Annotated in this window: 14 protein-coding genes; 6 read left to right on the top strand and 8 right to left on the bottom strand. The window is 58.6% G+C overall.

The genetic code is table 11. From position 1 onward, the window contains the following. Positions 1-105: 105 nt before the first annotated feature. Positions 106-516, bottom strand: a complete 411-nt coding sequence (locus J6524_RS09930) for a ComEC/Rec2 family competence protein (RefSeq protein WP_225670152.1) — start codon at positions 514-516, stop codon at positions 106-108. Positions 517-633: 117 nt separating this feature from the next. On the opposite strand from J6524_RS09930, the gene J6524_RS09925 reads away from it, so the two are divergent. After that, positions 634-1,611: a Y4kA family protein gene (locus J6524_RS09925; protein ID WP_225670151.1), complete on the top strand. Its 978-nt coding sequence runs from the start codon at positions 634-636 to the stop codon at positions 1,609-1,611. A gap of 28 nt (positions 1,612-1,639) precedes the next feature. Then, positions 1,640-1,876: a hypothetical protein gene (locus J6524_RS09920; RefSeq protein WP_225670150.1), complete on the top strand. Its 237-nt coding sequence runs from the start codon at positions 1,640-1,642 to the stop codon at positions 1,874-1,876. Positions 1,877-1,881: 5 nt separating this feature from the next. Here the strand turns inward: J6524_RS09920 and J6524_RS09915 are convergent, their stop codons facing one another. The 5 genes from J6524_RS09915 to J6524_RS09895 all read right to left on the bottom strand — a co-directional run bounded on the left by J6524_RS09915 (position 1,882) and on the right by J6524_RS09895 (position 8,993). Continuing rightward, positions 1,882-3,201 carry a metallophosphoesterase family protein gene (locus tag J6524_RS09915; protein ID WP_225670149.1) on the bottom strand — a complete coding sequence of 440 codons (1,320 nt, stop codon included), beginning with the start codon at positions 3,199-3,201 and terminating at the stop codon, positions 1,882-1,884. A 26-nt stretch (positions 3,202-3,227) separates the two neighbouring features. Beyond that, entirely contained in the window at positions 3,228-3,503 is a 276-nt protein-coding gene (locus tag J6524_RS09910) for a hypothetical protein (protein WP_225670148.1), read from the bottom strand. Between the two features lie 8 nt (positions 3,504-3,511). Then, positions 3,512-5,773, bottom strand: a complete 2,262-nt coding sequence (locus J6524_RS09905; protein ID WP_225670147.1) for a DNA/RNA non-specific endonuclease — start codon at positions 5,771-5,773, stop codon at positions 3,512-3,514. 948 nt (positions 5,774-6,721) lie between these two features. Beyond that, positions 6,722-7,378: a copper chaperone gene (locus J6524_RS09900; protein WP_283843295.1), complete on the bottom strand. Its 657-nt coding sequence runs from the start codon at positions 7,376-7,378 to the stop codon at positions 6,722-6,724. A gap of 187 nt (positions 7,379-7,565) precedes the next feature. Continuing rightward, positions 7,566-8,993, bottom strand: coding sequence for a tyrosinase family protein (locus tag J6524_RS09895; protein WP_512699562.1), 1,428 nt, complete (start codon positions 8,991-8,993; stop codon positions 7,566-7,568). A gap of 250 nt (positions 8,994-9,243) precedes the next feature. Here J6524_RS09895 and J6524_RS09885 point away from each other — a divergent pair, with 250 nt between their 5' ends. The 3 genes from J6524_RS09885 to J6524_RS09875 are packed head-to-tail and all read left to right on the top strand — an operon-like array spanning position 9,244 to position 15,571. Continuing rightward, positions 9,244-10,437: a trypsin-like peptidase domain-containing protein gene (locus J6524_RS09885; RefSeq protein ID WP_225670146.1), complete on the top strand. Its 1,194-nt coding sequence runs from the start codon at positions 9,244-9,246 to the stop codon at positions 10,435-10,437. Further along, positions 10,434-12,329, top strand: coding sequence for a trypsin-like serine peptidase (locus J6524_RS09880; RefSeq protein ID WP_225670145.1), 1,896 nt, complete (start codon positions 10,434-10,436; stop codon positions 12,327-12,329). The genes J6524_RS09885 and J6524_RS09880 overlap by 4 nt, the downstream gene beginning before the upstream one ends. Further along, entirely contained in the window at positions 12,326-15,571 is a 3,246-nt protein-coding gene (locus J6524_RS09875) for an ATP-binding protein (RefSeq protein ID WP_225670144.1), read from the top strand. The genes J6524_RS09880 and J6524_RS09875 overlap by 4 nt, the downstream gene beginning before the upstream one ends. On the opposite strand, the gene J6524_RS09870 is transcribed toward J6524_RS09875, so the two are convergent. Next, entirely contained in the window at positions 15,556-15,726 is a 171-nt protein-coding gene (locus J6524_RS09870; RefSeq protein ID WP_225670143.1) for a hypothetical protein, read from the bottom strand. The two genes, J6524_RS09875 and J6524_RS09870, sit on opposite strands and share 16 nt — an antisense overlap. Positions 15,727-15,953: 227 nt before the next feature. Between J6524_RS09870 and J6524_RS37335 the strand changes: the two genes are divergently transcribed. Beyond that, positions 15,954-16,079, top strand: coding sequence for a hypothetical protein (locus J6524_RS37335; RefSeq protein ID WP_283843288.1), 126 nt, complete (start codon positions 15,954-15,956; stop codon positions 16,077-16,079). 573 nt (positions 16,080-16,652) lie between these two features. Here J6524_RS37335 and J6524_RS09865 read toward each other — a convergent pair. After that, positions 16,653-16,886 carry a helix-turn-helix transcriptional regulator gene (locus J6524_RS09865; RefSeq protein ID WP_225670142.1) on the bottom strand — a complete coding sequence of 78 codons (234 nt, stop codon included), beginning with the start codon at positions 16,884-16,886 and terminating at the stop codon, positions 16,653-16,655. Positions 16,887-17,122 lie beyond the last annotated feature (236 nt).

Genomic DNA, 17,122 nt, shown 5'->3' with positions numbered 1-17,122 from the left:
GGTACGCCGTAATTGAACAGAAGGATACCTCCCTTTGTATCCTGCGGCACGAGACCACGTCGTATCAGCGCGTTGACCACGACTTGCCGGGGATGAGTTTCATCATCAGGCCCCGCCGAGATGACGCAACCAATGGAATTTCTCGTTCAAGCCTGAGACATTCCCCACGATCCGATTGAGAAGCGTAGGGGAGATGTTGCTGCGGCTGCCGTGATGCGGCACCCGAAACACGTTTAGGGCGGTTCCGAACTGCAGACCAATGGCGTTCCCGTACGATACGGCCACCCCCAAAGCCTTCAATCCGGCGTCCGCCGTCAGAAAGATGTTTCGGCCGTCGATCTGGCCATAGAGAACCACGCTGGATCCGTTTTCCGCCGCGGTGATGCCACCCTCGCGCAGGGAGTTGGGTTTTTCGGTAGATTCCGCGCCGAAAAGCGTGACACTCTTTTGTGTCCTTTGACACTCTTTTATGTCCCAGCACACCAAAACGGCTTGAACACGCTTCCGGCGATGCAACCTAGGGATTTCCCCTGGTCTCAGATTGCCCCAGCGCTGGTAGCGATAGAGTTGCCATGATGCGTCGAAGGGGGACGGGACTTGCGGGCTTATTTTCATTTCTTGCGGGGTGCGCCAATGTTTCGCCGGGCGTTCTTCTCGCTGTTATGTCTGGCAACAGGTGGCTGCTCTATCTATCCGCTGCCGGAAGATACCACGGGTTTCGCCAGCGAAGAGATCGCGACAATCATTAGATGCCAGACGCGCGACGCGATCAGGGAGGAGATCATCGCGAACATTGCTGCCGCGAAAAGCCCGTTCGTGTATCAGCGGATGACCAAGGATGAATTGATCGAAACGCTTCGCGCGCGGCCTGAGTATTTCCGCAGTCTCAACTGGAACTACTTCGTAAAAGAGCTTCGCGATCCTTTCCTTTTCTACAAAGATACCTCGATCAGCTACGACTTCACCATCGACTCGACGGAGGTGAACGGCAATGGAATCGATCTTACTCTCCTGAAGACGTTTTCTAGTGGAACGGACAAGATTGGCGTTACCGCAAAAAACGACCGAACCAGGGAAGTTAAGCGGCATTTCAGGGTCTACGACAGTTTTGATAGCCTCGCACGACTTAGTACAGAGGGCATGTGCGACATTGTCCCTAAGCAGATTAATGCCATCTATCCCGCCGCCGGGCTGCTCAAGATTCGATCACTTGTGCATAGCTTCCTGGTACAGAACCAGCTCGGAAATCTCGCGGGCGAAAACAACGAGTACACCACCGCCCAGATGACCGACACGATTACTTTCACGACGAAGTTCACCGGCAATTTCGATCCATCAACCCAGCTAAATCCGGTAGCCGGCAAGTTCGTCCCATCCAATCTTGCAGTGAATTTGGACAACAGCCGACAGGATATGCACACCATCATAATCCTGATCCGTCTTCCGCCGAACAAATCGGGATTGCCGCGGTTCGATGAGATCGGAAGAATTTCGCTCGCGCCGAAGGAGGCTTCGAAGGCGGCCGCCTCTGCTGCGCTGGATCGCCAGCGAGATTTCAATACGCAGGATGCACTCGTGCGACTAGGCACCGGGATCGGGCGATTTCCGTAGTACCGGCATAGAAGGAGAGGAAGACGTCATGGCACGCCAGGCGGGAAGCAAGGACATTGAATTGACTGTGGAGACGGTTTTCAACGTGCTCTCGATGCTGGAGCGCGAGGGAGCCCTCAAAGCATTCGCAGATGAGTGCGAGGCGAAGGGCCTCAAGCTGAAGGTCACCCCTGCGTTGTATGCGCTAGGAAGGGCTGCTCTCGGCGCCTTGCCTGGAGTGGAGGCGGCGGGACCAGATTGCCCCGCCTGTCCGCCGCGTCGGTGAGAAGGCTAGAGCTCCTCGGCGTACTTTAATCCGCTTTCGGTGAAATACTCCACCTTGGTCTTGCCTCCGCCCGTCCCAAGCGCAACCATGGCGAAGCCGTGTTCGTAGGCGCCGTCGCTCACATTCAACTGTGTCCCTGCAACAAGCCCGGGCGGGTCGGCGATGCCCTTGAGCACATCGTATGGTTTCTCTTCTTCGAAGATCGGAATCGCGCCGTGGCCAATGCACCTCCCGCGCTCCAAGCCGAGATAGCCCTGGTAAACGCACAGATTATGCTCATGGCCCCAGAGCCATGCGGCGATTTTCCCCTTAGCCTTTAGACGTTCGAAGAGCGCGAGCAGGTTCGGATTGTAGGGCAGAAGGGTCCCATCGCCTCTTGGCTTGCCGATCTGGGAAAATGCCGAGAACAACTGATGATGCGATACCAGAATGGTCTCTCCGGGAAATTCCGCGACACGCTGCTCTAGCCATTGCTGCTCGTCTTCCTCGACGAACGTGAGCGCGTCTGTCACAGAGATCGGACTATAGTCGTGCAGGCCGGTATCCATAGCCAGAATTTGCCACGCGGCGTCCGCGGACCGCAGGCAGAAGAAGCTTGCTTTCTGCGCCTGCTCGCCCGCGTTAAGCGTCCTGGCGAGATCGTAATAACCTAGCCCGCCACTATACATGTCGTGATTGCCCGCCAGAGTGAAGGTCGGAATAGCAGGATCAAACGTCGATCGGATCACATTGACGAAGTTCGTTTGGCATTCCGCAGGAGTGCCGGAATAGTCGATGTCTCCGAGGTGAAGCAGCACATCGGGTTTTTGCTCTCTGATCCTTGTCAATATTCGGCGTGCCGGCTGCGCGCCAGTGCCCCAGTCGCCGAAGACGGCGATGCGCGCGCCCGCTGCAATCGGGATCGTGTGCGCACCGACTTCTGCCGCGCGGACATACGGGATCTTGCCTCTACTGCCATTGGCGCCGAAGAATTTTGCGTATTCGGAGAGCGTCGAGGCCCATTTCAGGTCGCATGTGCCGCCAGTCATCTGCTCTTGAATGCGTGCAGCGCGCGCGTGGTCACCGCTGACCAGCGCTTCCAGGTATCGCAGTCCCAGGCTGGCACAGATCCTCGGGATATCGGCGATCCCTTCCTCGGTGTCAGGAATCTCGCTTGCGTTTTTTGACCTCAGCTCTGCAATCTCGTTTACCGCCTCCATCAGCGGATCGGCCGCTTCGACTGCGCCTTCTGTTGTCGTCTCTTTGCGCTTCTGCGACACATAGTCGGCCGCAGCGGACTGATACAGAGAGAGGAAGTGGTCCCGGAAGGTTCGTATGTCGCCCATTGATCTTACCTAAAGACGTTGACGGATCAGGATGGCCACCATGACTGCCCTGCGAGGGTGCGTAGGGCAAGCCACAGCTGAAAATTACCTGTCAGTATGGCGAGGAACCACTGTGGGAGCTTGGATAGCATCTCAAGCACCTTGGCTACGCCATCGGCATCAACGGCGGCCGCCTCTGTGCTTCGAGCCGCTTTCACTGAGGCTGCCAGCGCCTGAACCGCCGATGTCACCAACGTAGCGGTGCCGTCGAGAACCATGAAAGCTCCCGAGATGGTCAGAATGGCCACCAACAGAGTATTCATTAAGCACCTTAGGAGCGCTTTGACCTTCGCTTTCGTTTGGCGCCGCTGCGCAGCGCCACATTGCCCCCGCGGGTCGTGGCATACTGATCATTGTCAATGATGATTGATGGAAATCTGACGCCGGCCATCTCCGAGATGTCGGAGATTGGATACATGAACGGCACCAACTCGTCTGCCGGGGTGAACTCCCACTCGACGTCTGACAGATCCTGTTCCAGAATGAAACCGAACGCTGCGCAACCCTCGTCGGTTCGGACGACGACGACCTTCCAGAATTTCTCCGGAATGCGCGCCTTTAACACCGTTCCTCGATCTCCTGCTCCGGTGAAGACCCGATCGTCGTCGGTCAGCACGGGCCCGGCAAACACCGACAGCCGCTCGCTCGCCGCTTCCGACAGGACATTGTTTTCAAGGTCGCCCCAATTTGCGTCTCCGAGCGTTGATCTATTGAATTCTTTCACTTGGGGCGAGCAGTTCGTGACGTGATATGTGTCACCATTCGCGCGGCGGAGCTCGTCGTACGTCTTGCCCCACGCGACGTCCTCCCGCCGCACGATATGTCCTTTGTCGAAGGCCTGACGATCCTTGTTATAGAAGACGTCTGGAAGTTGAAACCGCGCATTGATGCGAGGATCTGGAAACCATTTTTCCTGATCGTTCGGACCAAGCCCGCTCAATCCGCGTCTTGTATAGTCCTTTCCGGGCTCCGGCTTCTTCAGCTCGGGTGTGGCGACGACATTGGAAGCCGTGAACAGTGCGATCCGTCGCTTCTCGTGCATCGCAATCGAGAAGTGCTCATATTTGAGAATGTTCTCGCCGACATCGCTCTTGGCAAGAACCGTCGGGTCGGCGGCGCCGGGTAGCGGAATCTGCAGAGGGATTTCGCCTGCAATGTTTTCGTTGAGAAAGCTTGCAGAATATCCGGTCCGCCCGTCATAGCTCGTGTCCCTGAACGGCTCGCGCATCGCTTCGGTGAATTCCGCGACCGCCTCGACTTGCGGGGGCGCCGCTTCCACCCGCGTTCCCTCGCCCGGTCGCCCAAGAGAGACGGTAATGATCAAAGGCATCTCGATCCTCACCGAGCCATCCGTCACGCCCATCTGCGGACTCGGTCCCGCCGCGACCGGGGCGGCGGGCTTTTGAACCGGTGCACCTGCAGTCGGCTTGGACGGCTCAGCTGTTGTTTCAGTCTGATCGGCTCTCGCCCACCAGTTTGCCCAGTCACCAGTTCCTCCACGGGCACCGTCTCCAAAGAACTTCACGCCGGCGTCCACGATGCGGGTGTCTCTCGAGAGTTCGAACGAGGGGACCGCATAGTTCTTCTGATGATACTGGCCTCCGAAGTGAAGACCCAACACCTGCCCGGTGCTGAGATCAAACACGGCGCTTCCGGAATTTCCGCCCAGCGTGGAACAGTCGTGAGCGGCGGCGGGGACCGTCTTTCCGAAGCTTGCCGCGCCCAATCTTCCATGCAGTGCGCCAGGTTGCAGCCGTTTGACGCCATAGTTTCCGTCAAACAGCTCCTGTTGCTCGTCCGAGGGATTTCGCGGGTCGAAGGCAGGATATCCGATCACAAAGATCTCGTGCCCCTCAGGCAGTTCCCGCGCATCCTGGAGCGAAAGCTCGAGTGTCGGGTGATCGTGGTCCAGCCCATCGACCTTGAGGATCGCCATATCCCAATACGGATGGATCATTATTGTTTTCTCGACCGCGAGCGTTTTGGGATTCGGCGGACCGTTCAGTTCGCGGAGAAAATCCACATCGGCTTTGGCGTTAGGGAGAAATTCGATCAGCCGGCTGCCCAAGCCGCGGGAGAAAATTTCCGCAACGTGCCGATTTGTCATCAGAAGACCATTGCCGACGACGAATCCCGTACCAGCGTAAGGATATCTCCTGTTTCCGGGCAGTCCGATGCGGCCAACAGACGGGATGACTCTCTCGATCCGCATCTTGATGGTCTGATCCTGTGACAGCTTGATCCATAGGGGATGTGTCGAGGTGAACGTACCATTGATGATGTCGATCGCGGGCCGAATGTCGGCATCGATTATCGCCTCAAGCCCAAAGGCTTGCTCGGTTGAAAGATCAGCGCCACGATCGACCTGGCGAACGGCTTCCTCCGCATGGACTGTCGGATCGACCCCCTCCAGACCCGATGCGCTTTCACGACGCTTTTCGGCAGCCTCCTGGACGTGCGGCTGGAGATCGCCATGGGCTCGTTTGAGCAAGGAAACGTAATCTCTCAACCTGTCCTGTTTGATATCGGGCATGCGGATATCCCCCAACTTTCCAATCCTAGGGTTCCATAATACTCAATTATGGGTTGAACACAGATGACGTCGCGGTAGTCGCACGCAGTGAGCGAGTCGTGATGGCGATGCGACGTTTCGCATGCTGCCATGCGCGAGCATATTTCCTCGATGCATGCGTCGATCCTGGCTCGCTCGTTCGCCGCTCGATTCGTGCCACGTCGCAGATGGTCGAACATGCGCAGAGCTGCATCGATGCATCGATCCCAGCTGCAATGTCAGATGCCGCATGTGACGACCGCTCCAGAAGTTTTGCTATTCAAGAGGCCTGGCGACGGGGCGTGGCGGTGGCAGACGCCTATCGCTGCGAGGAGGAATGCTTCCCTGCCGCAGTGCTTGAAAGAGCCTTTCATGAGCTTGCATCCCTGCGTCGACCGGTAGTCATGGCGGGGATGGTGGCCGATGTCATCCATGAAAGTAAGCTGGGGAAAGGCCGAGGTCCCAACGCGCTTTGCGATGGCCGGAAGCGCCTTCGCACAAAAAGCAGGAGTAACGGCGATGAAACCGCATCCAGTCGACTTGGCCCCCGGCGGCAGCGCAGGTTCGAGCCGGCGGTTGTGCGCTCGAGCGCCAGATAGATCACGGGCGTGCAGAATCCGAAAGAACGGAGGATGGAGCTTTCCGAAGGCGCGAACTCGCGGCACGGCTGGGTGTCACGTTCAGTAGCTTCAGAAATATGATAAAGGTAAAAAACAGGGTGGCTGCAGCAGGCTGGCTGACATCGTAAAGTCCCTCGAGACTCCGATGCCTGCTTCTTCGTCAGTTCCGCTCGTCCCGACCGCGGCAGCGGCGCTGAAACTGATCGGCTGGTCACCGCGTTTCCTGAAGATTGCCAATCGGAAAGCCCGGCGGGAAGTGATCGAGCTGATCGAAAGCTTGGCTGGGGAACCTGGTCGGAAGCGATAGGACTTAGGCCATCTCGTTGATCCACAGGAGGAAGAGGACGAAAGCCGATAGCCCCAGTTTTGGCCTGTGATCCGCCCGCTCGGCCAAGAGCAGTGCAAACACCGCGGCCATCGCGACCGGCCCCAACTTGGAGGTGGACACCGGCAGCATGGTCAGCAGGCAAGATGATACGCAATATCTGCCGTGCAGCCATCCGTTGCACATCGCGTCGCGGTCGGCAGCCCGTCCAAGCGCACGTGCCGGTGCGACATGGTGGCATCTGTTGAGGGCGCGCTTCTTGAATTCTGTTAGCTGCCACGTTGCCGCGGCCAGATAGAGCACCGATACGCTCATACGATTGGAGGATTGCGGCCATCCGATCAGATCGGCGGCTGCAGCGATCCCGACACCAACGCAGATCCACCGCAGCAGGAAACCGAAGAGGAATAGCGACACCGAACGGCTGCGTCGAACTGTCGGGCTTCTCGCTGCCAGAATCTTTATCTGCGGCGCGGCGAGCGGCACCATCATTGCGGTCACCATCAGGATCCAAAGCAATTGCGGGACCAGATAGCGGGACACGAGATCCTCGCCGATCGGCCGAGCCGTGCAGACGTCGATTGGTCCGACGAAGAAGGGAAGAGCGAGGATAATGGCCCAAGCCGACGCTGCGGGCAGCATCGCGAAGCGCGCGACGTCGGATACAAGGACTCCGCCTCGCAAGAACGCGAGCGGACGATCGATGCCAATGGAAAGGTTTTCCCCCATTAGAGCATGGTCCGGAAAAGTGTGAAGCGGTTTTCGGAAAAAGCCCATGCTCAAACAACAATCTAAAGCGCGATGACGATTCATCCAATCTCATCGCGCTTTAGTCGTAAAACAGTGAAATCTTTCCGACTGTGACGTTCGCAGGCTTGCGCTGAACGGCGGCGTAGTCGGCGAGTTCGGCGGGAGCGTCTGCATCGGCCTTTGCAACACCCTCTCGCACGAACGTGACCTTCAGGCGGGAAACATTGGCTTCCGACAGCTTCAGCTGACTGGCCAATTCGGTAATCTCAAACACTTGGCTAAGTCCGCTGCCGCCGTGGCTAAGCGACTTGTCGCTCGCCCGTTCTAGCCCGAAGGTTGTCATCACGCCTATGAACGAAGCCGTTGGCTGATCGTCGTCTGGCACGTCGATATAGACGAGATAGTCGCCTGGGATTCCGGCTCCGGTGATGTTCTCCAGATTGAGATAGACATGACGTGGCTCTGCCGTGGCAGCCTCCAAGCCTGACGGCGGCACCAGGACAACGTCAGCTTTGGTTGTGGGTCCCGTCAAAACGACTGGTCCTTCGCTTTCCCCGCCGAATTCCGGCCTCGCTCCGCCAGCCATTGCCATCTCCACCGACTCGAGCTCCGCTTCCTGCGCGACAGGTACCGCCTCGTAAGTATAGCCGTGGAGCACCTTGGTCGTATCGAGCATGTCGGCACAACGGAATGTGATCGGCCGACCGTCTCCGTCGTGCATCTGGAATACCACCGAAGTCAGCCATCGTTCGTCACTTGGGTCTTGAAACTGAGGCCCTTGATTGCGCCAAACCTCCCACAACCGGTCGATATTGGCATGGTGCAGCCAGAAAATTGGATCAAGCGCTGCGGTGGATGGGTCTGACATAAAGCCGGAATCGCCGCCGATCTTGACGTGGATACGGTTGTGCGGAACGCTTTCGATGCCGCCATTGTCGCCGCCGCCGGGATTGAAGCCCGTCTCTGGCCCTCCGAAGCCGGACGGAACTCCCGGCCTTGAGTTTGTGAAATTGGTGAAGCGCAGGGCCCCGGTCGAAACGGCGGTGTCGTCGAGCTCGAAATTTCCACCGGGAGCTCGCGCTCGTCGCGACCAGAGTGGATTGGGACTACCGTCTCCAAGGGTCCGCTCGACGAAGGCGCTCGGCAGCAATCTCGCATTGCGCTCGGTGGACAGGCTTTCGCTATAATCCCAGAAAGGGAGCGCCCAATCAGCGGGACCGCCCAGATCCTTGACCGTTTTGGCGATGGTCGCTTCGAAGCTTGCCAGATATCCGCGGTGCCATGGGAGAAAGAACCAGCTCTGGTGCTGGCATTGGTCCCAGTAACCGCGCGCGGAGGCTGGGGTGGCCATACCTTGTGGGGTGCCGTGAACGGCGGCGAGATATCGCCACGACGACGGATCCTCAATGGGGCGCCTGATGAGAGCTGCGACGGCCTTGCCATACCAGGCTAGGGTCTCGTCGCTGCGGTCGAGCTTCCAAACATTCCTGCGAATCCTTGCAGCCATGTCGCACCTCGTGTCTTTGCGAGCCAGAGAGTCCTCGCGCTCACGCGGAAGAAGCGAAACTAGGAGAATCCCTAGGCGCTGGCGAATACGAGACTTAAGCCGCCCGCACCAGGACCAGATACCGTTTTGACGAACACTGGGGAAAACCCCAGTTCTCCCGATACTTGGACTCGGTGATTGTCGGCCAAGAACCGGGCAAGGTGGCAAATGCCCTGCGAAGGTTCGTCAGTAGGGTGATCTGATCCGTACCATGACTTCCCAGCTTCATCGATTGTCCGCCATCCGCGCCGTGCTGGCCGACTCCGTTCCGTCCGGGCACGAAAGCAGCGCCCCGGCGACAGACGAGGCAGTCGCGCTCGAGGTGGATTCCATCCTGCAGCGCGTGTCGACCTCTTTGGACGTTGAAGCCGAACGTCGCGGTGCCGCTGCTGGATCTGAGTTTGCGAAGGCCAGGTCGCTCTTGATCGGGCATGGGACGCAAGCCCTGCGAAAGCTGTCGGCCGGCGACGGACCGGAGAATTTCTCTGACGATGAGGTCGGTTCTCTCGAAGCCGTTGTGCAGTTCGACGGCTCAAGACCGGCTCTGGTCCTCCGCGAGGGCGCCGTCGACCCGCATCATCCCTTTCTCGGCAAATGGGCAAACGATATCGGCGGCGGTGTACAATCGATCCGTCATTGCGCGAGCTCGGTCGGACGGCTCGAACCAAGTGGCGGCGGTCCGCTCGACTTCTTCGGGACAGGGTTCATCTTCGATTGCAAGGCCATGCTCATCATCACCGCCGGCCACGTGTTGGACCAGATCGTGAAGCGCGTTGGCCGCAACGGGTCGAAGTCAGGTGACGTCCTTAAGCTCGGCGATGAAGTCCGGATCGACTTCGATGGCGAGGCTGACACCGCTGCAAAGCGTCTCTTGAAGGTCGAAGCCGGGGTTCGCGTCGGCAAGTCGGCAGACATGGCGCTGCTCGTAGCGCGTCCGCTGAGCGAAAAGGAGGACGCAGATCACGCAGACGCCGAAGTGCCGGCGTCGATCGACACTCGCCTGGTCGTGCCTGCGGGGGGAAAGCCGGTCCCCGGATCACTCTGCGTGATCGGATTCCCAGCCCGCTTTGCGCCACCGCGGTCTCAGCCGGACGGCCATCAGGTCAATTGGGAGTGGGTGAGATATCACCTGACTGGCGCAGCGCAGGGAGTAAAACGACTGGCGCCGGGACTTCCATTGCGGCAGCCAGATCCCAATTCCAACGGCCGCACCTTCGGTCATGACGCCACGACCGCCGGCGGAAACTCCGGCTCACCGGTGATTGCCTGGAAAGATCAGCATCAGCCCGCGATCGGAGTGCACGTGTCTGGCATGACGTTCGAGACGAACGAGGCCGAATTCCTCGCCTCGATCGGAGAGGATCTAAATTGTGCCATGCAAGCGCTGCGGAAGTGGCGCGCATGACGCTGTCGGCGGACGATATCGCCTTGGCGGCGCAATTGATTCACGATCACCGCGGGATGACGGTAGAGGTGTTCAGGCGATCTTTCGACACGGTAGGGCGGGAAAGCAAAAGCCGTGTCTTTGCCACCGTCTACGCGTTGAGCGACAAGGATTTCCTGCTCGCCATCAAGGAGTGTCTTCGCATCGCCGCCGACAACGGCTTCGTCGAGAAGCTGCTGGCGGAAATCAGTTTCAATCTTCCCAATCAGGACGATCTCAGAACGGTTGTGCCAACCGACATCATCTTGAAGGCGGAAAAAGGTCTGCATCAGACCGTCTTTCCAGACAGCGGCGGCCTCCAAAGCGTCGAGATCGTCAACGTGGTCGGAAAGGTGCAGCCAAAGATCGGAGTCATCCGAGATAAGAGACGCAATCAGGAATACATCGGGACGTGCTTCCTTGTGGGAGCCGACCTGATCATGACAGCGGCCCACGTGATTTGGGGCATGATCGATTTTGGAAAAAATCCGCCAGAGGAGATCCCCGGGGCCACCGATGGAGTTCAGGTCGAATTCTGGAATCTCGGTGGCCGTTTTGCTCCCAATCAGCCCCGAGTGGCCAAATTCGCCCGCAAGTGGTTAGTGGCGGCCAGCGAGCCGTGCGGCACTCCGCCTCGTGACCTCGATTGCACAAATCTAGAGCTCGCCGCCAAAAATCACGATTTCGCGCTCGTGCGCATTGATGAGAAGATCGGGGACAAAATCGGCATTCTAGACATTCATGACCCCGCCGATGCTCAAATGAACACCCTATTGGTCGTCGTCGGTCATGCCGGTGGCACAGATTGCTGGTTTCATAGTGAAACGCTGCTCGAACATCGCAGACGCACCGGACGGTTGCATCATAAGGCGAATACCGCTGACGGAATGTCAGGTGGCGCTTGCCTCGACAAATTGGCTCGTGTGGTCGGCATTCATGAAGGTACCGTTCAATCCAACGGGGCGCGCTACAACCGGTCGGTGCACATGCTGCCCATCAGGCGCAAAATCAAGCAGCTGAGCGAAGATCCCTTGTCGCCCCGGTCGCGGCGATTGCGCTGGCTACCTGCGTCACAAGCCACCGATTCCTGGAAGAGTCTTGGCTTTCCAGATGTGAGGTCGGATCATCCAATTGTGGGCCGAACCGCGTTCCAAGATTGGGTCAGGCGCGCCGCAATGGACGGTAGCACTGAGCGGCTGGCGCTCGTTTCGGGGGCGAAGGGCTCGGGCAAGACGTTCACAGGAGCCTTGATGCGCGCCAAACTTTCGGATGCGCCCGACATACTTGTCCAGATCGCGCCAGAGGTGGCGCGGCTGACGACGATTCCGAACCTTTTCGAGCGCCTGGCAGTTGCCGCGGGCATTTCCGAGGATGATCCTTTTCGGGCAGCCACCCGTCCCGACATCGGCCTCTTGCGCCATGATCTTATCCCGCAAGGCCTGGAGACCCTCGACCGTCTGCTGACCAAGAGTGAGGGCACGAAGAGCCGCCTCTGGCTGTTTGTCGACTTCGGTCGAGATGAAGGCTGGTTAACCGGGCGCCAGGAGGATTGGATGGCCTTCATGAGTCAGGCTCTACAGCGGGATTGGACGAGGGTGGTGATCGCCGGAATTTCGGAAGGGCGCCAGGCCGAATTTCATGCGATCCTCTCCAACAAATCCGTTCCGTTCCCAGAGACGATTGCAGAGCTCGGATGGGCCGAGGTGCAGGAGTTCGTTGAAGCGAACCTCGGAGGCGTCGAAAACCAAGCGGCGGATGTGTCGGCAGCCCAGGAATTCTGGGAGGGCGCCGTCGCCGGTACATCGGGGCGGGCCCGCTTCGCCAAGACGTTGAGTTTCCTGAAGGTTATGAACATCGTAGGGAAGTCGTCATGACCTCGACCGCCTTCCAGCGCGCCCTCCTGGACGGATCCTTCGAGCGCCTGATGGAGAGCGCCTTCGCTCCGGCTGCCCCGACGATCTCGTCCTCGCTCTTGCCCGATGCAGACCGCTTGCGCTTTGCGCTGGCGCTGCGGGGCAGATGCGACCCTGCGCTGTTGCTTTCAGAGCTTAAGATCGAAAGGGCACGTTGGGGCGAGGTGCTCGATGTGGTCGCGGAAGAATGCGACGCGGGCGCCGGCAACGAACAGGGGCTGTGGCTCCTCTCGGATGCCGCCAGGCGCGCGCAACTCGCAAGTCAGGGGCCCGACATAGTTGCATCTGCGCTGCAGACAATTAGCGAACCCGACGAGATGACCAAAGCGCTCGCCAGGGTCTTCGGCGGGCCTTTCTCGCTCGATCTCCTGACCTCGGACGAGCTTCGTGCGCTGATCGCGATCGAGCCGGCAGTGGTCGACCTGACCACGAGCCTTCCGACAGGAGCGGAGATAAGGCGTCACCTTGCATTGCGGACACGCATTGAGGAGTTTGACCGCTTCGTCAACGAGGGGTTCATCGGACGCGACGCAGAGCTCGCAAGCTTGCTTCAATTCATCACGTCGGACCACCGCAAGTACAAGGCTGCCACCGCCTTGCTGTGGGGCACCGGTGGCATCGGCAAATCTACCTTGATTGCGGCGCTCCTGTCGCGTGTCATGCGCGAGCGCGATTTGCGCATTGTGCCGGTGCACCTGGACTTCGATCGTGGCGATCTGTCAGTGGTAGATACGCTGACGCTGACAATGGAGCTCCTGCGTCAGGTCGGCACCATCGATCAGGAAATGGATGCTGACCTCAAGTCTAAGCGGGAGGAGTTGCGAGGCCTACTTCATAGACGTCTGGTTGATCCTGCCTACGGTTCACACGAGAGAAGTTCTCGGGACGGAATGCTGCTTCTCGCCAAGTCTCTGGCGAGACTGAAGATGGAGCGGCGCGTTCTTCTCATCGTTCTCGATACTTTCGAAAATGTGGAAGCTGCCGGCGATGCGACGCTCCGCGGGCTGCGGCATTGGGTGGATCGATTGATCAGCATTGCCGGCGCTTACGCGGTGCGCCTGGTGGTCGCCGGGCGAAGTGATCCGAGGTCGCGCAATCTCGACAAGATCTTAGGTTGGCGCAGACCTATGGTCATGTATCTTGACGAATTATCAGAAGCAGACGCCTGCAAAATGCTCGCGGTGGCCGGCATTCCGACGCACGTCGCGCTTTCGTTGCACAAGGCGCTTGGGGGAAACCCTCTAGTGCTCTCGCTGATCCGCAAGCTCGTCAAGATGGGGGAGGGCATCGGCCAGGTGCAAGCCATCGCCGAAGACGTCAAGTCGAACGTGATACCTCAGGAGCTTCTGCAAGCAGTGCTCTACGACCGCTTCTTGAAGCACTTGAAGTCTGAGGACGCTCGATCGTACGCCCACCCGGGCTTGGTATTGCCGCAACTCACGCCTGTGCTGATCCGGCGAGTGCTCGGACCGCTCAAGGGCGAGGCGCGCATGTCGGAGAAAAGGGCAAGGAAGATATTTGACGAACTCGCTTCCGCGTCCTGGCTAGTGCATCTTGAAAAAGGAGCCCTGGTGCAGAGACCCGACGTCAGACGGTTGATGCTAAGATTGATGTCGGCCGATCGGGAGCGGGGAGCCGAAATCAAGCGCGTTCGCCTGGCGGCGATGCTTCATCACGCAAAGTCAAGAATGGTCGCCGACAGAGCGGCGCTGGCCTACCATCTTCTTATGCGCGTCGATACCAAAGACGATCTAGCGCTTCTGGAAGGATATAATTTCTCCGGAACGGGACCCTTTTTACGACGGCATCTCAATGACTATCCGGATATCGCGCGCACCTTCGTTGGCGTGCTCGATTTCGAAAGCGGCACAAGCCGCGGCAGGAAGGCCGTGATCCGCAACTCGATCTCGACCGAACAGGCGTTGAAAGAACTGCCGGACGATCTTTGGGAAAGCTTTATCGCCGGCGATCCCGGTCGCCCAGGTGAAGGAGACCGGCTCACGGAAACCGGCGATCCGGCCGTCGCTTTAGATCTTTGGCGAAGAAGGCGGGTCGGCTCCCCCGGGCGGCCCCCCACGTTTGTTCTCAGGGCATTGGCCGAAAGCGCGGAGTGGAACGCAGGTGAGGCCGACATTCAATCAATCGCACACGAGTTGAACTCGGCCGTGCCCCAGGAAGGGGCAAGAGACATCCGCTCCACTGAATTAGACCGGCGGGTTTACTGGACCACGGCGCTTGCGTTGATGTCCTACCCCGATGGATTCGTCGGTGCGAAGCCCGCCTTCGGCAATTTGATAAGAGTGCTGCGCAGAATTCACACAACGAACTCTAGATCGAGCCCATACGACGATCTGGTCTCCCTGACTGCCATCGTCGAGGGCCTGTCCGAAAGCGAGATCCTGCCTCGCGCCGTGTTCACGGCGTCCTCATCCTTCGCCTCCATCACTCGCCTCCATCTCCAACGCGGGCGTTGGGGATCGCGCCTGTTGGAGTGGACCGTCGATCTGGCATCTGTTGTGACGCTTCAGCGCGATTTCGCCGAACGGATCGGTGCGGCCAATCAGGATATCATACGCATCGGCGCCCAAACCGTATTCCGCTCTCAGTCACATGCCCCGACCGCCAGCGCTCTCAAATCTGTTCAGATGTCGATAGACCGGCTCGACGGTCGCGGAAGCGACGAATTTCTCAAACTTTCGTTCGGCAGTACGAAAGCCACGGTCCGCGTTGGAAAGCACGCCTCTTCCGATCCGAATCTCGAAGCTCTCCTGTTGCGTGGTCAAACACCCGAACTGCACCGGCCGGCGCGGGAAGCACTCGTTGAAGCGCTTGGTGCCGGGGCAGCAGGCCACAGCGATCAGGACTACGTGGATCGGGTGAGAACATACATGGGTAGCATCCAAAGCTTGTTCTCGGTCAAACCCAGGGAATTCGCTCCGAACTGGTTCGCTTCGCAGGCAGCCCAGGATCCCAAAAGTGCGTTTCTGTTTCTGGTCGAATTCGCGGATAAGGCGCGCGTCCTAATGGGAATCCTGAGTGCTGCGGTGCCAGTCGCCGTGAACCCGCAGAAGATCATGCGCGTAAGATCCGCACTGGCCTCATGGGACAGGGCGCTCGCGGGAGAAGGCGAATGCTGCTGGTGGCCGCAGGGCCCCGGAGGCGAACCGCCGTCGAGAAAGCCGAAAAATCAATCTTCCAGATGAACGGACTTCCTGGCGGAGTCGTCCTCCCAGCGTTGAATCCGCTGCACCTGCTGTGCGGCTCGTTCGCTGAGCTTGGGCGGCTTGACCGGCGTGCTGTCGAATGCGGAGGTGTTGGAATCGCGCGACTGGCCCGATTTAATGCTCTTGAAAGTCATGATTCGCTCCGAATACGCGACTTTAACCGCTCGAATCGCAAAGAGACAGCCCGTCCAAGGCAGGCCGCATCGAAATAAACGCGGCTGGAGGCCGGCGCAACCCGTCCGGTACGGCCAATATCCTGCACATTACAGTGAAGGATCAATGTTAGTAAATCGTTAATTATTTGTTTTCTTGCATTTTTGGGGCTTGGAGTGGAATGGCGATAAAAGGCCTGAAGCGATGGGTGAAAAGGACGACGCCAACGGCAAGGATCGAGGGGGAATTCTCGTTCTATTTCGATGTCGTGCACCGCTATTGGGCGGGAGGGGCGAGCGAGCAGCGGGCCGCGCCTCTCAACCGCATCAACTAGGAGAGGTATTGATCGACTCGCGAAAGCGAGATCTTTCCGGCGGCATTCTGACCATTCGTTTGCCATCACGAGCGGTCTGGCGAAATGGTGCAGGCTACCTGCTCGCGCCGACAGGAATGGATTCGCACGGCGAACTCCTTGAAGCGAGTTCGCTAACTGTCTCGTGACGACGAGAGCCGCTCCTCTCTTGCCGGGTGGACGGTCTTGAGCCGACAGAACTGTGGTCGCAACTCCGCCGCACAGCTGACCTTCGCGATCAGGAAACTTGGTTTCGGCAGCCGCAGTCGCTAGCAACTGAGCACTTGTGCGCATCGAACGCTAGATTTGACCGGCGCCGGCCTGCCTGAGCAATCCACGTCAACGTGTCATGCCTGTGAACTTCGCCGTCACGATCTGAAGGGTAAACGGCCGAATACTTGCAGCACCAACGAACAACCAGTTCATGTTCGCTCTGAGCCAAGCAGTCGATAATGTCGAGTTCAGGCGTCCGAACGCCCATGCGCGCTCGAGGGTTGCGCTCAAGCGTTGCGCGCTAATTTGCCAGCGGGACCGTCCACGCCCTTTGCTGGTTCTTCAAAGCCCGATCAGGCCGCACTTTATACCGGCTATCACCGCCGAAATCCGGTTACCAGCGCCGAGCTTCCTCATTGCATTACCCAGATGAAACTCGACGGTCTTCTCTGAAATCGACAGTATCTCTCCGATCTCCCAATTGGTCTTTCCCTCCTTGCACCATTCAAGACATTGAGTTTCCTTGGACGTCAGTCCGTACGGTCGGGATTGGTGAAATTCCTCGACAATCGTCATGCTATGCCCCTGCACGAAATTGTTGCTGGAGTAGGCTTCCAAAAATTGAAGTCCAAAATGGCTCTGTGCAACTGACAAGTCTAGTCCGGCGAAAATGCGCTCTCAGGATGATTAACCCAATCGCGCCCTTGTTACAACTGAATCGTCTAACTGGATGGCTGGGACAACCCTGTTAGCATCTGCAAAGTGAACCTGCTGGTTCACTCCAGCGTTGTAGAGCGCCCCCGAACTGGCTC

Origin of the sequence: Bradyrhizobium hereditatis, assembly GCF_020329435.1 — a bacterium.
Taxonomy (GTDB): Bacteria; Pseudomonadota; Alphaproteobacteria; order Rhizobiales; family Xanthobacteraceae; genus Bradyrhizobium; species Bradyrhizobium hereditatis.
Note: the sequence above shows the minus strand (reverse complement) of the source record. Positions and strands in the feature narration are given on the sequence as shown.

Coding starts and splice junctions, on each gene's coding strand:
- J6524_RS09900 (WP_283843295.1), bottom strand. CDS start 7,378: ATGCTGCCCGCAGCGTCGGCTTGGGCCATTATCCTCGCTCTTCCCTTC.
- J6524_RS09895 (WP_512699562.1), bottom strand. CDS start 8,993: ATGGCTGCAAGGATTCGCAGGAATGTTTGGAAGCTCGACCGCAGCGAC.
- J6524_RS09875 (WP_225670144.1), top strand. CDS start 12,326: ATGACCTCGACCGCCTTCCAGCGCGCCCTCCTGGACGGATCCTTCGAG.
- J6524_RS09910 (WP_225670148.1), bottom strand. CDS start 3,503: ATGAATACTCTGTTGGTGGCCATTCTGACCATCTCGGGAGCTTTCATG.
- J6524_RS09880 (WP_225670145.1), top strand. CDS start 10,434: ATGACGCTGTCGGCGGACGATATCGCCTTGGCGGCGCAATTGATTCAC.
- J6524_RS09885 (WP_225670146.1), top strand. CDS start 9,244: ATGACTTCCCAGCTTCATCGATTGTCCGCCATCCGCGCCGTGCTGGCC.
- J6524_RS09865 (WP_225670142.1), bottom strand. CDS start 16,886: ATGACGATTGTCGAGGAATTTCACCAATCCCGACCGTACGGACTGACG.
- J6524_RS09870 (WP_225670143.1), bottom strand. CDS start 15,726: ATGACTTTCAAGAGCATTAAATCGGGCCAGTCGCGCGATTCCAACACC.
- J6524_RS09905 (WP_225670147.1), bottom strand. CDS start 5,773: ATGCCCGATATCAAACAGGACAGGTTGAGAGATTACGTTTCCTTGCTC.
- J6524_RS09920 (WP_225670150.1), top strand. CDS start 1,640: ATGGCACGCCAGGCGGGAAGCAAGGACATTGAATTGACTGTGGAGACG.
- J6524_RS09915 (WP_225670149.1), bottom strand. CDS start 3,201: ATGGGCGACATACGAACCTTCCGGGACCACTTCCTCTCTCTGTATCAG.
- J6524_RS09925 (WP_225670151.1), top strand. CDS start 634: ATGTTTCGCCGGGCGTTCTTCTCGCTGTTATGTCTGGCAACAGGTGGC.